This is a genomic window from Bifidobacterium asteroides (assembly GCF_048001765.1).
GTDB classification, from domain to species: Bacteria; Actinomycetota; Actinomycetes; order Actinomycetales; family Bifidobacteriaceae; genus Bombiscardovia; species Bombiscardovia asteroides_K.
Map to the genome: position 1 here is coordinate 475,859 of NZ_CP181447.1, position 16,009 is coordinate 491,867.

The 16,009-nt window shown below is 64.4% G+C and carries 10 protein-coding genes; 9 read left to right on the forward strand and 1 reads right to left on the reverse strand.

The window, feature by feature from the left end; translation table 11 throughout:
• Positions 1 to 89 precede the first annotated feature (89 nt).
• The 5 genes from ACNAOV_RS01825 to ACNAOV_RS01845 all read left to right on the forward strand — a co-directional run bounded on the left by ACNAOV_RS01825 (position 90) and on the right by ACNAOV_RS01845 (position 5,335).
• Positions 90 to 947 carry a DeoR/GlpR family DNA-binding transcription regulator gene (locus tag ACNAOV_RS01825; protein ID WP_416517723.1) on the forward strand — a complete coding sequence of 286 codons (858 nt, stop codon included), beginning with the start codon at positions 90 to 92 and terminating at the stop codon, positions 945 to 947.
• Positions 948 to 1,029: 82 nt separating this feature from the next.
• Positions 1,030 to 2,313 carry a galactose-1-phosphate uridylyltransferase gene (galT, locus tag ACNAOV_RS01830; protein WP_416517724.1) on the forward strand — a complete coding sequence of 428 codons (1,284 nt, stop codon included), beginning with the start codon at positions 1,030 to 1,032 and terminating at the stop codon, positions 2,311 to 2,313.
• On the forward strand, positions 2,310 to 3,572 hold the full coding sequence (galK, locus tag ACNAOV_RS01835) for a galactokinase (protein WP_416517725.1): 1,263 nt from the start codon (positions 2,310 to 2,312) through the stop codon (positions 3,570 to 3,572). The genes galT and galK overlap by 4 nt, the downstream gene beginning before the upstream one ends.
• 115 nt (positions 3,573 to 3,687) lie before the next feature.
• Positions 3,688 to 3,960, forward strand: coding sequence for an ACT domain-containing protein (locus ACNAOV_RS01840; RefSeq protein ID WP_015021435.1), 273 nt, complete (start codon positions 3,688 to 3,690; stop codon positions 3,958 to 3,960).
• Between the two features lie 10 nt (positions 3,961 to 3,970).
• Positions 3,971 to 5,335: a PFL family protein gene (locus tag ACNAOV_RS01845; RefSeq protein WP_416517726.1), complete on the forward strand. Its 1,365-nt coding sequence runs from the start codon at positions 3,971 to 3,973 to the stop codon at positions 5,333 to 5,335.
• Between the two features lie 15 nt (positions 5,336 to 5,350).
• Here ACNAOV_RS01845 and ACNAOV_RS01850 read toward each other — a convergent pair whose 3' ends face one another.
• On the reverse strand, positions 5,351 to 6,004 hold the full coding sequence (locus tag ACNAOV_RS01850; RefSeq protein ID WP_154313128.1) for a tRNA (cytidine(34)-2'-O)-methyltransferase: 654 nt from the start codon (positions 6,002 to 6,004) through the stop codon (positions 5,351 to 5,353).
• Between the two features lie 90 nt (positions 6,005 to 6,094).
• Between ACNAOV_RS01850 and ACNAOV_RS01855 the strand changes: the two genes are divergently transcribed.
• From ACNAOV_RS01855 to ACNAOV_RS01870, 4 genes are all read left to right on the forward strand, one after another.
• Positions 6,095 to 7,150: an A/G-specific adenine glycosylase gene (locus tag ACNAOV_RS01855; RefSeq protein WP_416517727.1), complete on the forward strand. Its 1,056-nt coding sequence runs from the start codon at positions 6,095 to 6,097 to the stop codon at positions 7,148 to 7,150.
• A 30-nt stretch (positions 7,151 to 7,180) separates the two neighbouring features.
• Positions 7,181 to 7,843 (forward strand): hypothetical protein, encoded by a 663-nt coding sequence (locus tag ACNAOV_RS01860; RefSeq protein ID WP_416517728.1) that lies wholly within the window; start codon positions 7,181 to 7,183, stop codon positions 7,841 to 7,843.
• Between the two features lie 194 nt (positions 7,844 to 8,037).
• Complete coding sequence (gene rpoB, locus ACNAOV_RS01865; RefSeq protein WP_416517729.1) at positions 8,038 to 11,604, forward strand: DNA-directed RNA polymerase subunit beta; 3,567 nt, start codon at positions 8,038 to 8,040, stop codon at positions 11,602 to 11,604.
• A gap of 88 nt (positions 11,605 to 11,692) precedes the next feature.
• Positions 11,693 to 15,853, forward strand: coding sequence for a DNA-directed RNA polymerase subunit beta' (locus ACNAOV_RS01870; protein ID WP_416517730.1), 4,161 nt, complete (start codon positions 11,693 to 11,695; stop codon positions 15,851 to 15,853).
• Positions 15,854 to 16,009: the final 156 nt, after the last annotated feature.

The following is a 16,009-nucleotide window of genomic DNA, read 5'->3' on the forward strand; positions in this document are numbered from 1 at the left end:
GATTCCAGCACAGGAGAAATGTCAATTTTTCGTTCCCGTTTTGTGACGGCGACCGCAGTCCGATAGCCAGCTTGCCAATTTGGGCGAATGTGTGCGATAATGTTCGAATGATATCGTCACAACGCCAACACCTGATATTGAACCGGTTGCGTACTCGTGGCGCAGTCCGTATCACCGCTCTCTCCAAGGAGCTGGGCGTCTCCGCCATGACCATCCGCCGTGACATTGCCGACCTGGCGGACAAGGGTCTGCTCAAGAGGGTCCACGGAGGGGCCGTCACCACCAGCTCGCTTCTGGCTGAGCCGCTCTTCTCGGTCAAGTCGCAGATGGACATGGGCCTCAAGGACACCATCGCCCGTCGCGCCATCGACTACGTCTCCCCGGGCGACGTCATCGCCATCGGAGGAGGGACCACGGCCTATGTCTTTGCCCAGCACCTGCTGGAGAGCCGTCAGTGCGCAGGCGTGACCCTGCTGACCAATTCCATTCCCGTGGCCGAACTGGTCCAGGCAATGGAGAGCAAGGATGTGGAGGTCATCGTCACCGGCGGTGTCATCACCCGATCCAACTCCCTGGTAGGTCCCATTGCAGACAAGGTCATCGCCTCGCTGCGGGTCAACACGGTCTTTCTGGGGACCCACTCTGTCTCCATACCACGCGGCTTCCTGATGCCTAACTCCCTGGAGGCGGCTACCGATATGGCCCTGATGGACATCGCCGACCGGACCATCATCCTGACCGACCACACCAAGTGGAGCTGCACCTCCCTGTCCTTGTTCGCCTCCTTCGACCAGGTTGACACCGTCATCACCGACGATCAGCTGGACCAGGAGTCGGCCGAGGCCACCCGGTCCCTGGTCAAGCGGCTTGTTCTGGTGCCGGTCAACCCCGAGGAAGGTCAGGCTCGTGACGGGTCCTCCGACGGACCGGAGGCCCAGGTTCAATGACCAACCAGTCGCTCAAGGGTGAGCAGGTTGGCATAGCGGGTTGCCATGGATTGTCAATCATCACGGACGATGAAGGAGCAGCATGAAGTCAGAGCAGTATGTCCCCCAACGGTATGTTCCAGGCGACTATGCCAGGGAGCACATCCGCATCACCCCCACCAGGCTGGCCGACGGGCGCCGGTTCTTCTACCTGGACGATGATCCCGAGTATGTCTCCGGTCGCAGGACCAGGCGTCTGGACGATCCCCGTCCGCTGGCCGACCGGTTCGCACCGCATCAGGATCAGGAGGGCAGGACGGTGCCCTTCCGGCCGCCGCAGATGCGCCGGGACCCTCTGACCGGAGACTGGATCCCCATGGCCACAGCCCGGATGAACCGGCCGATCACCGCCGGTCCGCAGGCCACCGCCAAGGGCAACCCTCTGGCAGCCAGAAAGCCCGGAGACCCCTACCAGGATGGGGAGATCCCCGATGTGGACTACAACGTGGCGGTCTTCGAGAACCGTTTCCCCTCCATGATGCAGGTGCCCAATACGCAGGCGGCCGATCAGCCCTCCCTGGTGGATGGCAATCCCCTCTGGCCGGTGCGCGAGGCCAACGGACGCTGTGAGGTGGTCTGCTTCGACCCTGACGAGCACGCGCTCCCTGCCGATCTGCCGGTCTCCCGTCTGCGAACGGTGGTGGAGGCCTGGGCCTTCCGGACGGCAGAAATCTCGACCATGGAGGGCATCGAACAGATCTTCCCCTTCGAGAACCACGGCCAGGAGATCGGCGTCTCCCTGGCCCACCCCCATGGACAGATCTACTGCTACCCCTTCATCGCCCCCCGGATGGAGCAGGAGTTAAGGCAGTGCGCCGACTACAAGGAACGCACCGGCGACAACCTTCTGGCGGACATCCTCAAGGCCGAGCTGGACTCCGGTCGACGTGTCGTCTTCCGCAACGCCACCTGGGTGGCCTATGTGCCCGCCGCCGCCCGCTGGCCCCTGGAGGTCCACATGGCCCCCGTCCGCGACGGGATCCTGAGCCTGGACCAGTTGAACGACCAGGAGCGCTGGGATCTGGCCGTCATGTATTCCACCCTGCTCAAGCGGGGCAACGCCTTCTTCGACAAGGGCGACGGCAAGGGGATGGATCTGCCCTACATCGCCGCCTGGCACCAGGCTCCGCTGCACGATCCGCGGCGGGAGGACTACAGGCTCAACCTGCAGTTCTTCTCCTTCCGTCGTGCCGTGGACAAAATCAAGTATCTTGCAGGGTCCGAGTCAGGCATGGCTGCCTGGGTTTCGGACACCACCCCCGAACGAATCGCTGACCGATTCCGCCAACTGGGACCCCTGGACCTGGAGAATGGAGAGAATCAATGACGACGACAGTGGAATTCATACAGCCTTGGACCCAGGGTGCCGACGGCCAAGGGGCCACCAAGGCCCGCGAGCTTTTCCAAAAGGTCTATGGCGACGACCCCCAGGGCGTGTGGAGTGCCCCCGGCCGGGTCAATCTGATTGGCGAGCATACGGATTACAACGCCGGGCTCTGCCTGCCTATCGCCCTGCCCAATCGCACCTATGTGGCCGCCAGTCCCAGGATGGACAGCCGGGTCCGCCTGGTCTCCACCATGGATCCGGAGCATCCGGTCCAGGCTGACCTGGATGGTCTCCAGGCTCGGGGGGTAGGCGGCTGGGCGGCCTACCCGGTCGGGGTGGCCTGGGCCCTGCAGCGGGATGGATTCCCCCAGGTTCTAGGGTTCGACCTGGCCCTGGCCTCCTGCGTGCCCGTGGGGTCCGGGTTGAGCTCCTCGGCGGCCATGACCTGTGCCGTGGCCCTGGCTCTGGATGATCTGTTCGGTCTGGGGCTGGGCGGTGACGAGGCTGGTCGGGTCAGGCTGATCCAGGCCGCCATCACAGCTGAGAACGATATGGCCGGCGCCTCCACCGGCGGCATGGATCAGAGCGCCGCCATGCGGTGTCGATCCGGCTGCGCCCTGCGACTGGACTGCCGGCCGGAACTGGATGCTATGAGCAACGTGCGCCAGGTTCCCTTCGACCTGCAGGCTGCGGGCCTGGAGCTGCTGGTAGTCGACACCAGGGCCCAGCACCAGCTCAACGATGGTCAATATGATAAGCGGCGGGCCACATGCGAGCAGGCCGCACACCTGCTGGGGGTGGCCAACCTGCGCCAGGTGGCAGATCAGGTCAATGGGGCCGATGATCCTCCATCCGCCCTGGCTGCCCTGCTGGAGCAGCTGCCTGATAAGACCATGCGTCGGCGGGTCCGCCATGTCATCAGCGAGATAGGACGGGTGGACCGCTTCATCGAGGCCTTCGGCAGGGGCGATTATGTCCTGGCCGGCCGCCTGTTCAACGCCTCCCATGATTCCCTGAGGGACGACTACGAGGTCACCTGCCCGGAGTTGGATGAGGCCGTTGAGGCGGCACGTCAGGGTGGAGCTTATGGGGCTCGCATGACCGGCGGCGGGTTCGGCGGGTCCATCATCGCCATGGCTGACGCCGGCAAGGGCTCCGATCTTGCCCGTGACATTGCCGACCGATTCGCCTCCAAGGGATTCGAGGCCCCAAGGGCTCTGATTGCCCTGCCCTCCTCTGCGGCCACGCGCGAATCCTGAATCAGGCTGCAGACCTCTACGACCCCGCTTCTCCCGGCGCTCCTCTAAGCTGGGGAAGCGGGGTCCCGGTTTTCAGGGGGACCGGTCAAGGGTGAGGTGGATGAGGAGGACGGCCATGGACAAGGCGATCATCACGGTGGTGGGCAAGGATGCCATAGGCATCATCGGCAAGGTCTGCACAGACCTCTCCCAGCAGGGGGTCAATGTGCTGGATATTTCGCAGACGATTCTGGACGGCTTCTTCACCATGATGATGATCGTGGACTGCACCGCCTGCAGGGATGATTTCGATGCGCTGAGCCAGAGGATGGAATCTTTGGGAGAGGATATCGGAGTCTCCATCCGCTGCCAGCGCGAGGAGATTTTCACCAGGATGCACCGGGTCTGAGGAGGCAGCCATGATCACACGCGACGAGGTCCTTGAGACCAACGACATGATCGACCGGGAGCGCCTGGACGTGCGCACCATCACCATGGGCATCAGCCTTCTGGATTGTGTGAGCGGGGATGTGGACATGCTTTGCCGGAACATCCATCGCAAGATCGTCTCCCTGGCCGGCGACCTGGTGTCCACTGGGGACTCAATCGCCCGCGAGTACGGCATTCCCATCGTCAACAAGCGCATCACCGTCACACCCATCTCCTTGGTGGCCGCCGGAGCCTGCCACACCGTGGAAGACTATGTGGCTGTGGCCAAGGTCCTGGACCGCTCGGCCCAGGAGGTCGGGGTCAACCTGATCGGCGGCTATTCGGCCCTGGTCGGCAAGGGCATGACCCCGGCCGAGCGGCTCTTGATCAAGTCCTTGCCCAGGGCACTGAGCCAGACGGAACGGGTCTGTGCCAGCGTCAACGTGGGCTCCACCAGAACGGGCATCGACATGGACGCTGTAGCCCTGATGGGCCGGGTCGTCAAGGCCACTGCCGAGAGCACCGCCGACTCGGACAGCTCCGGCTGCACCAAGCTGGTGGTCTTCTGCAACGCTCCGGACGACAACCCCTTCATGGCCGGCGGTTTCCATGGGGTCAGCCAGGGGTCGGCCGTCATCAACGTGGGGGTCTCCGGACCCGGCGTGGTCAAGACCGCCTTGGAATCAGCCAAGGGAGCCGACTTCGGGCAGCTCTGCGAGACCATCAAGCGCACGGCCTTCAAGATCACCCGGGTGGGGCAGCTGGTGGCCCAGGAGGCCAGCCGTCGCCTGGAGGTGCCCTTCGGGATCATCGACCTGTCCCTGGCACCCACCCCGGCGGTGGGGGACTCAGTGGGCGAGGTCCTGCAGACCATGGGCCTGGAGCAGGTGGGCGCACCGGGGACGACTGCGGCCCTGGCCATCCTCAACGATCAGGTCAAGAAGGGCGGCATCATGGCTTCCAGCTCGGTGGGCGGGCTGTCCGGGGCCTTTATTCCCGTATCTGAGGACGCCGCCATGATCCAGGCTGCGCAAGAGGGGAGCCTGACCCTGGAGAAGCTTGAGGCCATGACCTGCGTCTGCTCGGTGGGGCTGGACATGATTCCCGTCCCCGGGGACACTTCTGCGGAATCTATCTCCGGCCTTATCGCCGACGAGGCGGCCATCGGCATGATCAATCAGAAGACCACCGCCGTCCGAGTCATTCCTGTCATCGGCAAGCAGGTGGGCGAATGGGCCGAGTTCGGCGGGCTCATGGGCGGTGGGCCGGTCGTGCCCGTCAATACCCGCTCCTGTGCGGCGTTCGTCAACCGGGGTGGACATATCCCAGCCCCCATTCACAGCTTCAAGAACTGAGCGCGCTCGCGGGGTTCAGCGGCCGCCTTGGAATCCCAGCTGCCGCCAAGCCTCGTAGATGGCGATGGAGGCGCAGTTGGTCAGGTTCAGGCTGCGCAGGCTGGGTCGCATGGGTAGCCTGACCTGTTCAGCCACATGAGGGCCGGCCATGATGTCCATGGGGTCGGGGATGTCGCCGGGCTCAGGGCCGAACAGAAGGATGTCGTCCGGTCGATAGTCGACTTCGGTGTAGAGCTTGTCTGCGTGAGCGGTGAAGGCGATGATCCGGCTGTCGGGCATGGAGCGGACCAGGTCATCGAAGTCCGGGTGCAGGACCACGTGGGCCATGTCGTGGTAGTCCAGGCCAGCCCGGCGCAGCTTGGTGTCCTTGAGGTTGAAGCCCAGGGGCTCTATCAGATGCAGGATGGTGCCGGTCACGGCGCACAGGCGGATGGCCGAACCCGTGTTGCCGGGGATTCGCGGCGAGTAGTAGCACAGGTGGGGTGTGGAGGTCTTCACCCGGCTGGCCTGATCGGCCTTCATCATGGCGTCCACTACCGAAATGGGGTTGCCGTGGGCGTCGGTGACCAGCTCATCGGGACCATAGTTCGATTTACGGTATCCGTACTCGTACATGCTTTCGACGGCCTTCGATGGATCGCCGGACCGTTCCTGCTCCTGCCTGTTCATGAGGCCAACCTACCGTCGCCAAACGACAGACAAGGCGGGGCTGGTCGGCACCGTCGGGCAGAATACGGCGGTTGAATGAGGCAGAATCGGATGGTGAAGGGCGGTGTGACCATGGAGAAGGCGGAGACGGCTTTGGCGGAGACTGAACCCATCCGCCAGCGGCTGTTCGACTGGTGGAGCCGATACGCCCGCGACCTGCCCTGGCGCTTTGGGCGGACCACGCCCTGGGGGGTCCTGGTCTCCGAGGTCATGAGCCAGCAGACCCAGATGAGCCGAGTGGTGCCCTACTGGATGGCCTGGATGAAGGTCTGGCCGGATGCAGCCTCCCTGGCTGCTGCGCCCAAGGCCGAGGTCATCACGTCCTGGGGTCGGCTGGGCTACCCGCGCCGAGCCCTGCGACTGCAGGAGTGCGCACAGCAGGTGGCCGGCCGGTATGCAGACCGGCTGCCCCAGGATTACGACCAGCTGGTGGCCCTGCCTGGCATCGGCGACTACACGGCCAGCGCTGTCATGAGTTTTGCATACGGCGAGAGGATAGCCGTCATCGACACCAATATCCGCAGGGTGCTCTCCAGGGTCTTTTTGGGGCGTGAATCCACCGGGGGCGCCGCCAGTCGAGAGGAGCGCCAACTGGCCTGGCAGGTCCTGCCTGAGGACGAGGGGCAGGAGGGTGTTAGCGCCGAAGACGGAGGACGGGAGGATATCGGTGCCCAGAATAGCGGTGCCCAGGAAGATGGTGGCCGTTTGGGACTGGCTGATCCGAAGGTCAGGTCGGCAGCCTGGCGGGAGCCGCCTTCGGCCCGATGGAACCAGGCCGTCATGGAGCTGGGCGCCACGGTCTGCATCGCTCGCAAGCCGGCCTGCGACATCTGCCCCCTGGCTGGCCACTGTCGCTTTCTCAAGGCTGGACTGCCGGGTTTGGGCGCAGGCAGGACAAGGCCCCGGCAGCGCTTCGCAGGTACCGATCGGCAGGTCCGCGGTGCCATTCTTCAGGCCCTGCGGCAGGCTTCGGGCGCGCCCGTCGCCAGGAAGGACCTGAAACCCCTGTGCGACGATGGAATCCGACTTGATCGGTGCATCGCTTCACTGGACGAGGACGGTCTTCTGGAGATCGGCCAGGACGGCAGCCTGAGTCTGCCGCAGTAAAGGCCGCCCTGGCGATTAGACTGGAGAAGTATGGCCAAGCGACGCATGAGCGAGAAGAAGCGGCGGATGTACCGTCGTCGGAGGATCGCAGCCGCCCTGCTGGCGGTGCTCTTCCTGCTGGTCTGTGCTGGCCTGGTCTGGGGCGTGGGGGCCGGCATCAGGGCACTGCGCGGAGGCGATGGGGGCCAGGGAGCCTCGACTAGCGCCCAGCAGTCCGCAAAGACCAAATCCAAAGACAGGGACAAGCAGGGCAAGGATAAGAAGAAGGATGCCGGCAAGAAGCGTTCCTCAGGAGCTCCTGACTGCGACAAGGGGGATCTGGCTCTGGAGCTGGCTGCGCCCGATCCCAGCACTGGGGTCGGTGGGTCCATCGACTTTACTGCGACCATCAGGCATAAGGGAACAGGCTCATGCTTGGTGGACGGCTCCGACGGTGGCCGGGTACTGGTCATCACCAGCGGCCAGGACACCGTCTGGCGCTCTGATGCCTGTCCGGTGGGGGCTCGCACCCTGCTCATGGCCACCGGCGACAAGGACGTACAGACCATCACCTGGCATGCCGACAGGAGCCAGGAGAGCTGCCAGCCCGACCAGAAGCTGCCCCGGGTCAAAGCCGGCTCCTACCAGGCCAAGCTGATGCTCAAGGCCGATTCGCACGTGGTCTCCCAGCCAGTGCCGGTCATGGTCCAATAGCAGCTTTTCCAAGACGACACGCCCATTGCGTCCATGGTTCTTGTCTGCTATAGTTTTGTCTTTGCATGAGGTGTGTCATATAGCGGGCATGCATCATCGAGGAGGTGCCCGCGAATAGGCATATGGCGGCCATTCGGCATCTCCCTGGGGTAACAGGAATGATCGAGTACGGCGAGCGATAAGGAACGTCCATTTTGGCTGCCAATAAAGCTGTAAGTAGTACCACCGCCACGCAGGCACGCGCTGACGAACACGACATCAAACTGCACAAGGCCACCGATCGTGTCAACTTCGGATCCATCCGCGAACCCATCGAGGTGCCCTACCTCCTGGGTGTGCAGACCGATAGCTTCGACTGGCTGGTCGGCAACGACCGCTGGAAGAAGCGGGTCGAGGAGGATCAGGTCAACGGAACCCATACCGTGGCCCCCGTCTCCGGCCTGGATGAGGTCTTCCAGGAGATCTCTCCCATTGAGAACTTCGCCCAGACCATGAGCCTGACCTTCTCGGATCCCTACTTCGAGGAGCCCCGGCACACGGTCCAGGAGTGCAAGGAGAAGGACTACACCTACTCCGCCCCCCTGTACGTGAACGCCGAGTTCGAGAACGGGGACACCGGCGAGATCAAGTCGCAGACCGTCTTCATGGGTGACTTCCCGCTGCAGACCCCCCATGGCACCTTCATCATCGGTGGTTCGGAGCGCGTCATCGTCTCCCAGCTGGTCCGCTCTCCCGGCGTCTACTTCGACCGCACCCAGGACCGCAACTCCGACAAGGAGGTCTTCGGGGCCAAGATCATCCCCAGCCGGGGCGCCTGGCTGGAGTTCGAGATCGACAAGCGCGATGTGCTGGGCGTGCGCGTGGACCGGAAGCGCAAGCAGTCCGCCATCGTCTTCCTCATGGCCATCGGCATGACCAAGCCACAGATCCGCAAGGCCTTCAAGGGCTACCCGCTGGTGCTGGACGCCCTGGAGAAGGAGACCATCGAGACCCAGGACGAGGCCCTGACCGACCTCTACCGCAAGATCCGTCCTGCCGACACCGCCTCGCCCGAGGCCGGCCGCAACCTGCTGGATTCCTTCTACTTCAACACCAAGCGCTACGACCTTGCCCGGGTCGGCCGCTACAAGATCAACCGCAAGCTGGGACTTGAAGCCGACTTCAACGACCGCAGCCTGCATCCCGAGGACATCATCGCCACCCTGAAGTACCTGGTGACCCTGCATGCCGGCGGACAGACCTTCCCCGGCCGCCGCGACGGCCAGGACATCGAGCTGCGGGTGGACGTGGACGACATCGACCACTTCGGCAACCGCCGCATCCGTCAGGTGGGCGAGCTGATCCAGAACCAGCTGCGCACCGGTCTGAGCCGTATGGAGCGCGTGGTCCGTGAGAGGATGACCACCCAGGACGCGGAGGCCATCACCCCGCAGTCCCTGATCAACATCCGCCCGGTCAATGCCACCATCAAGGAGTTCTTCGGAACCTCCCAGCTGAGCCAGTTCATGGATCAGAACAACCCGCTGGCCGGCGTGACCAACAAGCGTCGTCTCTCGGCCCTGGGCCCCGGCGGCCTGTCCCGCGACCGTGCCTCCATGGAGGTGCGCGATGTGCACCCCTCCCACTACGGACGCATGTGCCCCATCGAGTCCCCTGAAGGCCCCAACATCGGCCTGATCGGCTCCCTGGCGACCTTCGCCCGGGTCAACCCCTTCGGCTTCATCGAGACCCCCTACCGAAAGGTCATTGATGGCCAGGTGACCGATGACGTGGTCTATATGACCGCCGACCAGGAGTCCGAGCACACCATCGCCCAGGCCAACCAGGAGATCGACGAGACCGGACACTTCGTCGAGGACGAGGCCCTGGTACGTGACGCCGAGGCCGAGGCCAAGGATGTGCCCGTCTCCCAGGTGGACCTGATGGATGTCTCCCCCCGGCAGATGGTTTCGGTGGGCGCCTCCCTGATCCCCTTCCTGGAGCACGACGAGGGCCACCGAGCACTGATGGGCACCAACATGCAGCGTCAGGCCGTCCCCCTGGTCAAGTCCGAGCGTCCCTTGGTGGGCACCGGCTCCGAGTGGCGTTCCGCCATCGATTCGGGCGATGTCATCCTGGCCGAGAAGCCGGGTGTGGTCACCTACGTCTCCGCCGACATCATCCGCGTCATGAATGACGACGGCACCCAGTCCTCCTACAAGCTGGCCAAGTTCCAACGGTCCAACCAGACCACCTGCTACAACCAGGTCCCCCTGATCAAAGACGGGGAGCGGGTCGAGGCCGGCACGGTCCTGGCTGACGGCCCCGCCACCGAGAAGGGCGAGATGGCCCTGGGCAAGAACGTCCTGGTGGCCTTCATGCCTTGGAACGGCTACAACTACGAGGACGCCGTTATCATCTCCCAGCGGCTGGTCCAGGACGACACCCTGAGCTCCATCCACATCGAGGAGTACGAGACCGACGCCCGCGAGACCAAGCTGGGCGCCGAGGAGATCACCCGGGACCTGCCCAACGTGGGCGAGGACGCTGTGGCCAACCTGGACGAACGCGGCATCATCCGCATCGGTGCCGAGGTTGAGGCCGGCGACATCCTGGTCGGCAAGGTCACCCCCAAGGGCGAGACCGAGCTGACCCCCGAGGAGCGGCTCCTGCGGGCCATCTTCGGCGAGAAGAGCCGCGAGGTGCGCGACACCAGCCTGCGGGTGCCACACGGCGAGACCGGCACGGTCATTGAGGTCAAGGAGGTCACCCGCGAGGATGCCGAGGAGGACGGCGACGAGCTGCCCAACGGCGTCAACCGGATGATCCGGGTCTACATCGCCCAGCACCGCAAGATCACCCAGGGCGACAAGCTCTCGGGACGCCACGGCAACAAGGGCGTCATCTCGAGGATCCTGCCCGAGGAGGATATGCCCTTCATGGCCGATGGCACCCCCATCGACATCATGCTCAATCCCTTGGGCGTGCCCTCCCGTATGAATCTGGGCCAGGTCCTGGAGCTCCATCTGGGGTGGATCGCCCACTCCGGCTGGGACATCAGCCTGGATCCCGACCTGGAGGCCGAGTGGAAGAAGCACATCCCGGCAGGCGCTGAGAAGGCCGAACCCGGCACCGCCGTGGCCACTCCGGTCTTCGACGGCGTGCGTCAGGATGCCCTGAACGGTCTGCTCAAGACCACCCTGCCCAACCGTGACGGCGAGCGCCTGGTGGGCGACGACGGCAAGGCCGTGCTCTACGACGGCCGCACCGGCGAGCCCTTCACCAAGCCCATCTCCGTGGGCTACATGTACATGCTCAAGCTCCACCACCTGGTCGACGACAAGATCCACGCCCGGTCCACCGGCCCCTACTCGATGATCACCCAGCAGCCCCTGGGCGGCAAGGCCCAGTTCGGTGGCCAGCGCTTCGGCGAGATGGAGGTCTGGGCCCTGGAGGCCTACGGTGCCGCCTACACCCTGCACGAGATGATGACCACCAAGTCCGACGACGTGGACGGCCGCGTCCGGGCTTACGGAGCCATCGTGCGCGGGGAGAACCTGCCGGCGGCCGGCATCCCCGAATCCTTCAAGGTGCTGCTCAAGGAGATGCAGTCGCTCTCCTTGAACGTGGAGGTGCTCAACGCGGAAGGCAACGTGATCGAGATGAAGGACGAGGACGACGACCCGAGCGCCGCCTCCGACGACCTGGGCTTCAACATCGGCGCCCGCCCGGACGCCGCCGCCAAGGCCGACCAGTCCGCTCCCGAACCGGAGTACCGCTGAACCACCAGTCACAGGGATGCCCGCCTGAAGGGCATCCCGCCAAGAGGCAAACTTCAGAGCAGTTACAAGATCAGAGACAGGACACAGAGTGCTGGACGTCAATGCATTTGACAAACTGAGAATCGGACTGGCCACGGCCGACGACATACGCGGCTGGAGCTATGGCGAGGTCAAGAAGCCCGAAACCATCAACTACCGTACCTTGAAGCCCGAGAAGGACGGTCTGTTCGGCGAGCAGATCTTCGGACCTACCCGCGACTGGGAATGCGCCTGCGGCAAGTACAAGCGCGTACGCTTCAAGGGCATCGTCTGCGAGCGTTGCGGTGTGGAGGTCACCCGCTCCCGCGTCCGCCGCGAGCGCATGGGCCACATTGAGCTGGCCGCCCCCGTCACCCACATCTGGTTCTTCAAGGGTGTGCCCTCCCGGCTGGGATACCTGCTGGACATCGCGCCCAAGGACCTGGAGAAGGTCATCTACTTCGCGGCCTACATGGTCACCAAGGTGGATGAGGAGCAGCGCCACAAGGACCTGCCCGATTTGCAGGACGAGTTCGACAACGAGATCAACCAGCTGGAGAAGAAGCGCGACCTGGAGATCGACAAGCGCGCCAAGAAGCTGGAAGAGGACCTGGCCGAGCTGGAGAAGACCGACGAGGTCAAGGGCTCCATGAAGGCCCGTCTGCGCAACGGTGCCGAGCGTGACATGACCGCCATCCGCAAGCGCTACGACGACCAGATCCAGAGGATCACCGCCGTCTTCGACCGCTTCAAGACCCTGAAGCCCGGCGACATGGAGGGCGATGTGGATCTGTGGCGGGAGATGCAGGACCGCTACGGTGACTACTTCGAGGGCTGCATGGGTGCCGAGGCCATCAAGAAGCGCCTGCAGGACTTCGACCTGGAGGGTGCCGCCAAGGAGCTCCGTCACGAAATCGACACCGGCTCCGGCCAGCGCAAGGCCCGTGCCCTGAAGCGGCTCAAGGTGGTCTCCGCCTTCCTGAACACCGGCAACAAGCCCGAGGCCATGGTCCTGGACGTTGTCCCGGTCATTCCTCCCGACCTGCGCCCCATGGTGCAGCTGGACGGCGGCCGCTTCGCCACCTCCGACCTGAACGACCTCTACCGGCGCGTCATCAACCGCAACAACAGGCTCAAGCGCCTGATCGAGTTGGGTGCCCCCGAGATCATGCTCAACAACGAGAAGCGCATGCTCCAGGAGGCTGTGGACTCCCTCTTCGACAACGGCCGCCGTGGCCGCCCCGTCACCGGAGCCTCCAACCGTCCCCTGAAGTCCCTGGCAGACATGCTCAAGGGCAAGCAGGGCCGCTTCCGTCAAAACCTGCTGGGCAAGCGTGTGGACTACTCCGGCCGTTCCGTGATCGTGGTCGGGCCCTCCCTGCGTATGCATCAGTGCGGCCTGCCCAAGCCCATGGCCCTGGAGCTCTTCAAGCCCTTCGTCATCAAGCGGTTGGTGGACCTCAACTACGCGCAGAACATGAAGAGCGCCAAGCGTCTGGTCGACCGCGGCGATCCCGAGGTCTGGGGCGTGCTGGAGGAGGTCATCTCCGAGCACCCCGTCCTGCTCAACCGTGCGCCTACGCTGCACCGTCTGGGTATCCAGGCCTTCGAGCCCATCCTGGTCGAGGGCAAGGCCATCCACCTGCCCCCACTGGCATGTGCGGCCTTCAATGCCGACTTCGACGGCGACCAGATGGCAGTCCATCTGCCCCTGTCGGCCGAGGCCCAGGCTGAGGCCCGTTCGCTCATGCTGGCCTCCGACAACATCCTCAAGCCCGCCGACGGCCACACGGTCACCATGCCCTCCCAGGACATGATTCTGGGTCTGTACTACCTGACCACCGTGGTTGACGGAGCCAAGGGCCAGGGCCGGATCTTCTCCAGCCTGGCCGAGGCCCGGATGGCCCTGGACCTGGGCGAGATCGACATGCAGGCCAAGATCCTGCTGCGGGTCCCTGCCGACTTCGTCATGCCCAAGGACTGGGAGCCCGGTGACCTCAGGGTCGTCGACCCCGAGCCCGGCAGCCCTGACGTGGTCAAGGAAGAGGTCTTCAAGGACGGCTCCAGGCTCTTCGCCACCAACTACGGGCGGGTCCTGTTCAATCGGACGCTGCCTGTGGACTACCCCTTCATCAACGAGCAGGTGCCCAAGGGCAAGCTGTCCGGCATCGTTGACGACATCGCCACCCGGTACTCGACCGCACAGGTCGCGGCAACCCTGGATGCCCTGAAGGATCTGGGCTTCACCCGGGCCCAGTGGTCCGGCGTGACCATGGCCTTCTCCGACATCGTGGTGCCGCCCGAGCGCGAAAAGATCGTCAACGAGTACCAGGGGCAGGCCGCCAAGGTCAACTCCCAGTACGACATGGGTCTGCTGACCGACGAGGAGCGCCGTCAGGAGCTGATCAACCTGTGGACCGAATGCACCGACAAGGTGGCTGACGCCATGCAGGAGCACTTCACTCCGGACAACAACGTGAACATCATGGTCCAGTCCGGGGCACGAGGCAACTGGATGCAGATCCGCCAGATCGCCGGTATGCGAGGCCTGGTGGCCAACCCCAAGGGCGAGATCATTCCTCGACCGGTCAAGTCCAACTACCACGACGGCCTGTCGGTGCTGGAGTACTTCATCTCCCAGCACGGCGCCCGCAAGGGTCTGGCCGACACCGCACTGCGTACCGCCGAGTCGGGCTACCTGACCCGTCGTCTGGTCGACGTCTCCCAGGACGTGATCGTGCGCGAGGAGGACTGCGGCACCATGCGTGGTCTGACCATGAAGGTGGCCGAACGCGATGAGCAAGGCAACCTGGTCCTGGTCAAGGCAGCCGACGGCGGACCCTACTCCAGGCTCCTGGCAGCCGACGTCATCGACCCCAAGGATGGCAAGACCGTGCTCTACAAGCGCGGCGACGCCCTGTCCATGGACGTGCTGCGTGACATGGTCGCCCACGGTGTGGAGGAGGTCAAGGCCCGCTCGGTCCTGACCTGCGAGTCCACCCGCGGGGTGTGCGCCAAGTGCTACGGCTGGTCTCTGGCCACCAACAAGCTGGTGGACGTCGGCGAGGCCGTGGGCATTGTGGCCGCCCAGTCCATCGGCGAGCCCGGTACCCAGCTGACGCTGCGTTCCTTCCACTCCGGCGGCGTGGCTTCGGCCTCCGACATCACCCAGGGTCTTCCCCGTGTCACCGAGCTCTTCGAGGCCCGTACCCCCAAGGGCGAGGCTCCCATCGCGGAGTTCCCCGGCACCGTCAAGGTGGAGGATACCGACCGCGGCCGTCAGGTGACCCTGACCCCCGACGACACCTCCGTGGAGGCGCTGACCTACCCGGTCACCCGCCGTGCGCCCATGATGGTCAAGGATGGACAGCACGTCGAGGCCGGCACCCAGCTGATCGAGGGCTCCGTGGATCCCAAGAAGATCCTGCGCATCCTCGGCCCGCGCGCCGCCCAGGTGAACATCGTCAACGAGGTGCACACGGTCTACCGCTCCCAGGGCGTGGACATCCACGACAAGCACATCGAGGTCATCGTCCACCAGATGCTCCGCCGCGTGACGGTCATCGACTCGGGCGACACCGACCTGCTGCCTGGTGAGCTGGTCGACCAGGCCAAGTTCAAGGCCGCCAACATGAAGGCCGTCAAGGCCGGAGGCAAGCCGGCCGCCGGACGTCCCGAGCTCATGGGCATCACCAAGGCCTCCCTGGCCACCGACTCCTGGTTGTCGGCCGCCTCCTTCCAGGAGACGACCCGCGTGCTCACCGAGGCCGCCCTGAACCAGAAGGTCGATGACCTGAAGGGCCTCAAGGAGAACGTGATCATCGGCAAGCTGATCCCCGCAGGCACCGGTCTGGCCAGGTACCGCAACGCCACCGTGGAGCCCGACAAGGCCATCCGCGACACCATCTACCCCAACTTCGGTCTGGGTGGCGGCGATGTGGATCTGAGCGACGCCGACCTGAACGATGTGGACTTCTCCAACATCGACTTCGGAGATCTGAAGCTGGGCGACGACTTCAACCCGGACGACTTCCTCAACGACCAGGGCGGCCAGAGCCATCTGGACACCCCCAATGTGCAGGATCCGTCGGCTGAGGCCGGCGATCAGACGGCTGCCACGGGCACGGGATCCTCGAATGCCGCCACTGGCAGTGACTCCGATCAGAAGCCGTCCCAGCAGCCTGGTTCTGCCACCTTCTCCTCCTCGGAGGACCAGCATTCCAACCAGTGAGTGTATGCACGACCAGTAGCCGCAGATCCGCTTGGACCGGATAACCCGGCCCGGCGGATTCGGCCGCAGGATATGTGATAAAGAATGAGGGCCCATGCGATCTTAGTGATTGCACGGGCCCTCATTTTGTTTTCCCGCTGTCCGGGTTCTCGGCGG

Bases quoted from the DNA above. Each gene is read 5' to 3' on its own strand.
- galT (WP_416517724.1), top strand. From the start codon at position 1,030: ATGAAGTCAGAGCAGTATGTCCCCCAACGGTATGTTCCAGGCGACTAT.
- galK (WP_416517725.1), top strand. From the start codon at position 2,310: ATGACGACGACAGTGGAATTCATACAGCCTTGGACCCAGGGTGCCGAC.
- ACNAOV_RS01840 (WP_015021435.1), top strand. From the start codon at position 3,688: ATGGACAAGGCGATCATCACGGTGGTGGGCAAGGATGCCATAGGCATC.
- ACNAOV_RS01845 (WP_416517726.1), top strand. From the start codon at position 3,971: ATGATCACACGCGACGAGGTCCTTGAGACCAACGACATGATCGACCGG.
- ACNAOV_RS01850 (WP_154313128.1), bottom strand. From the start codon at position 6,004: ATGAACAGGCAGGAGCAGGAACGGTCCGGCGATCCATCGAAGGCCGTC.
- ACNAOV_RS01855 (WP_416517727.1), top strand. From the start codon at position 6,095: ATGGTGAAGGGCGGTGTGACCATGGAGAAGGCGGAGACGGCTTTGGCG.
- ACNAOV_RS01860 (WP_416517728.1), top strand. From the start codon at position 7,181: ATGGCCAAGCGACGCATGAGCGAGAAGAAGCGGCGGATGTACCGTCGT.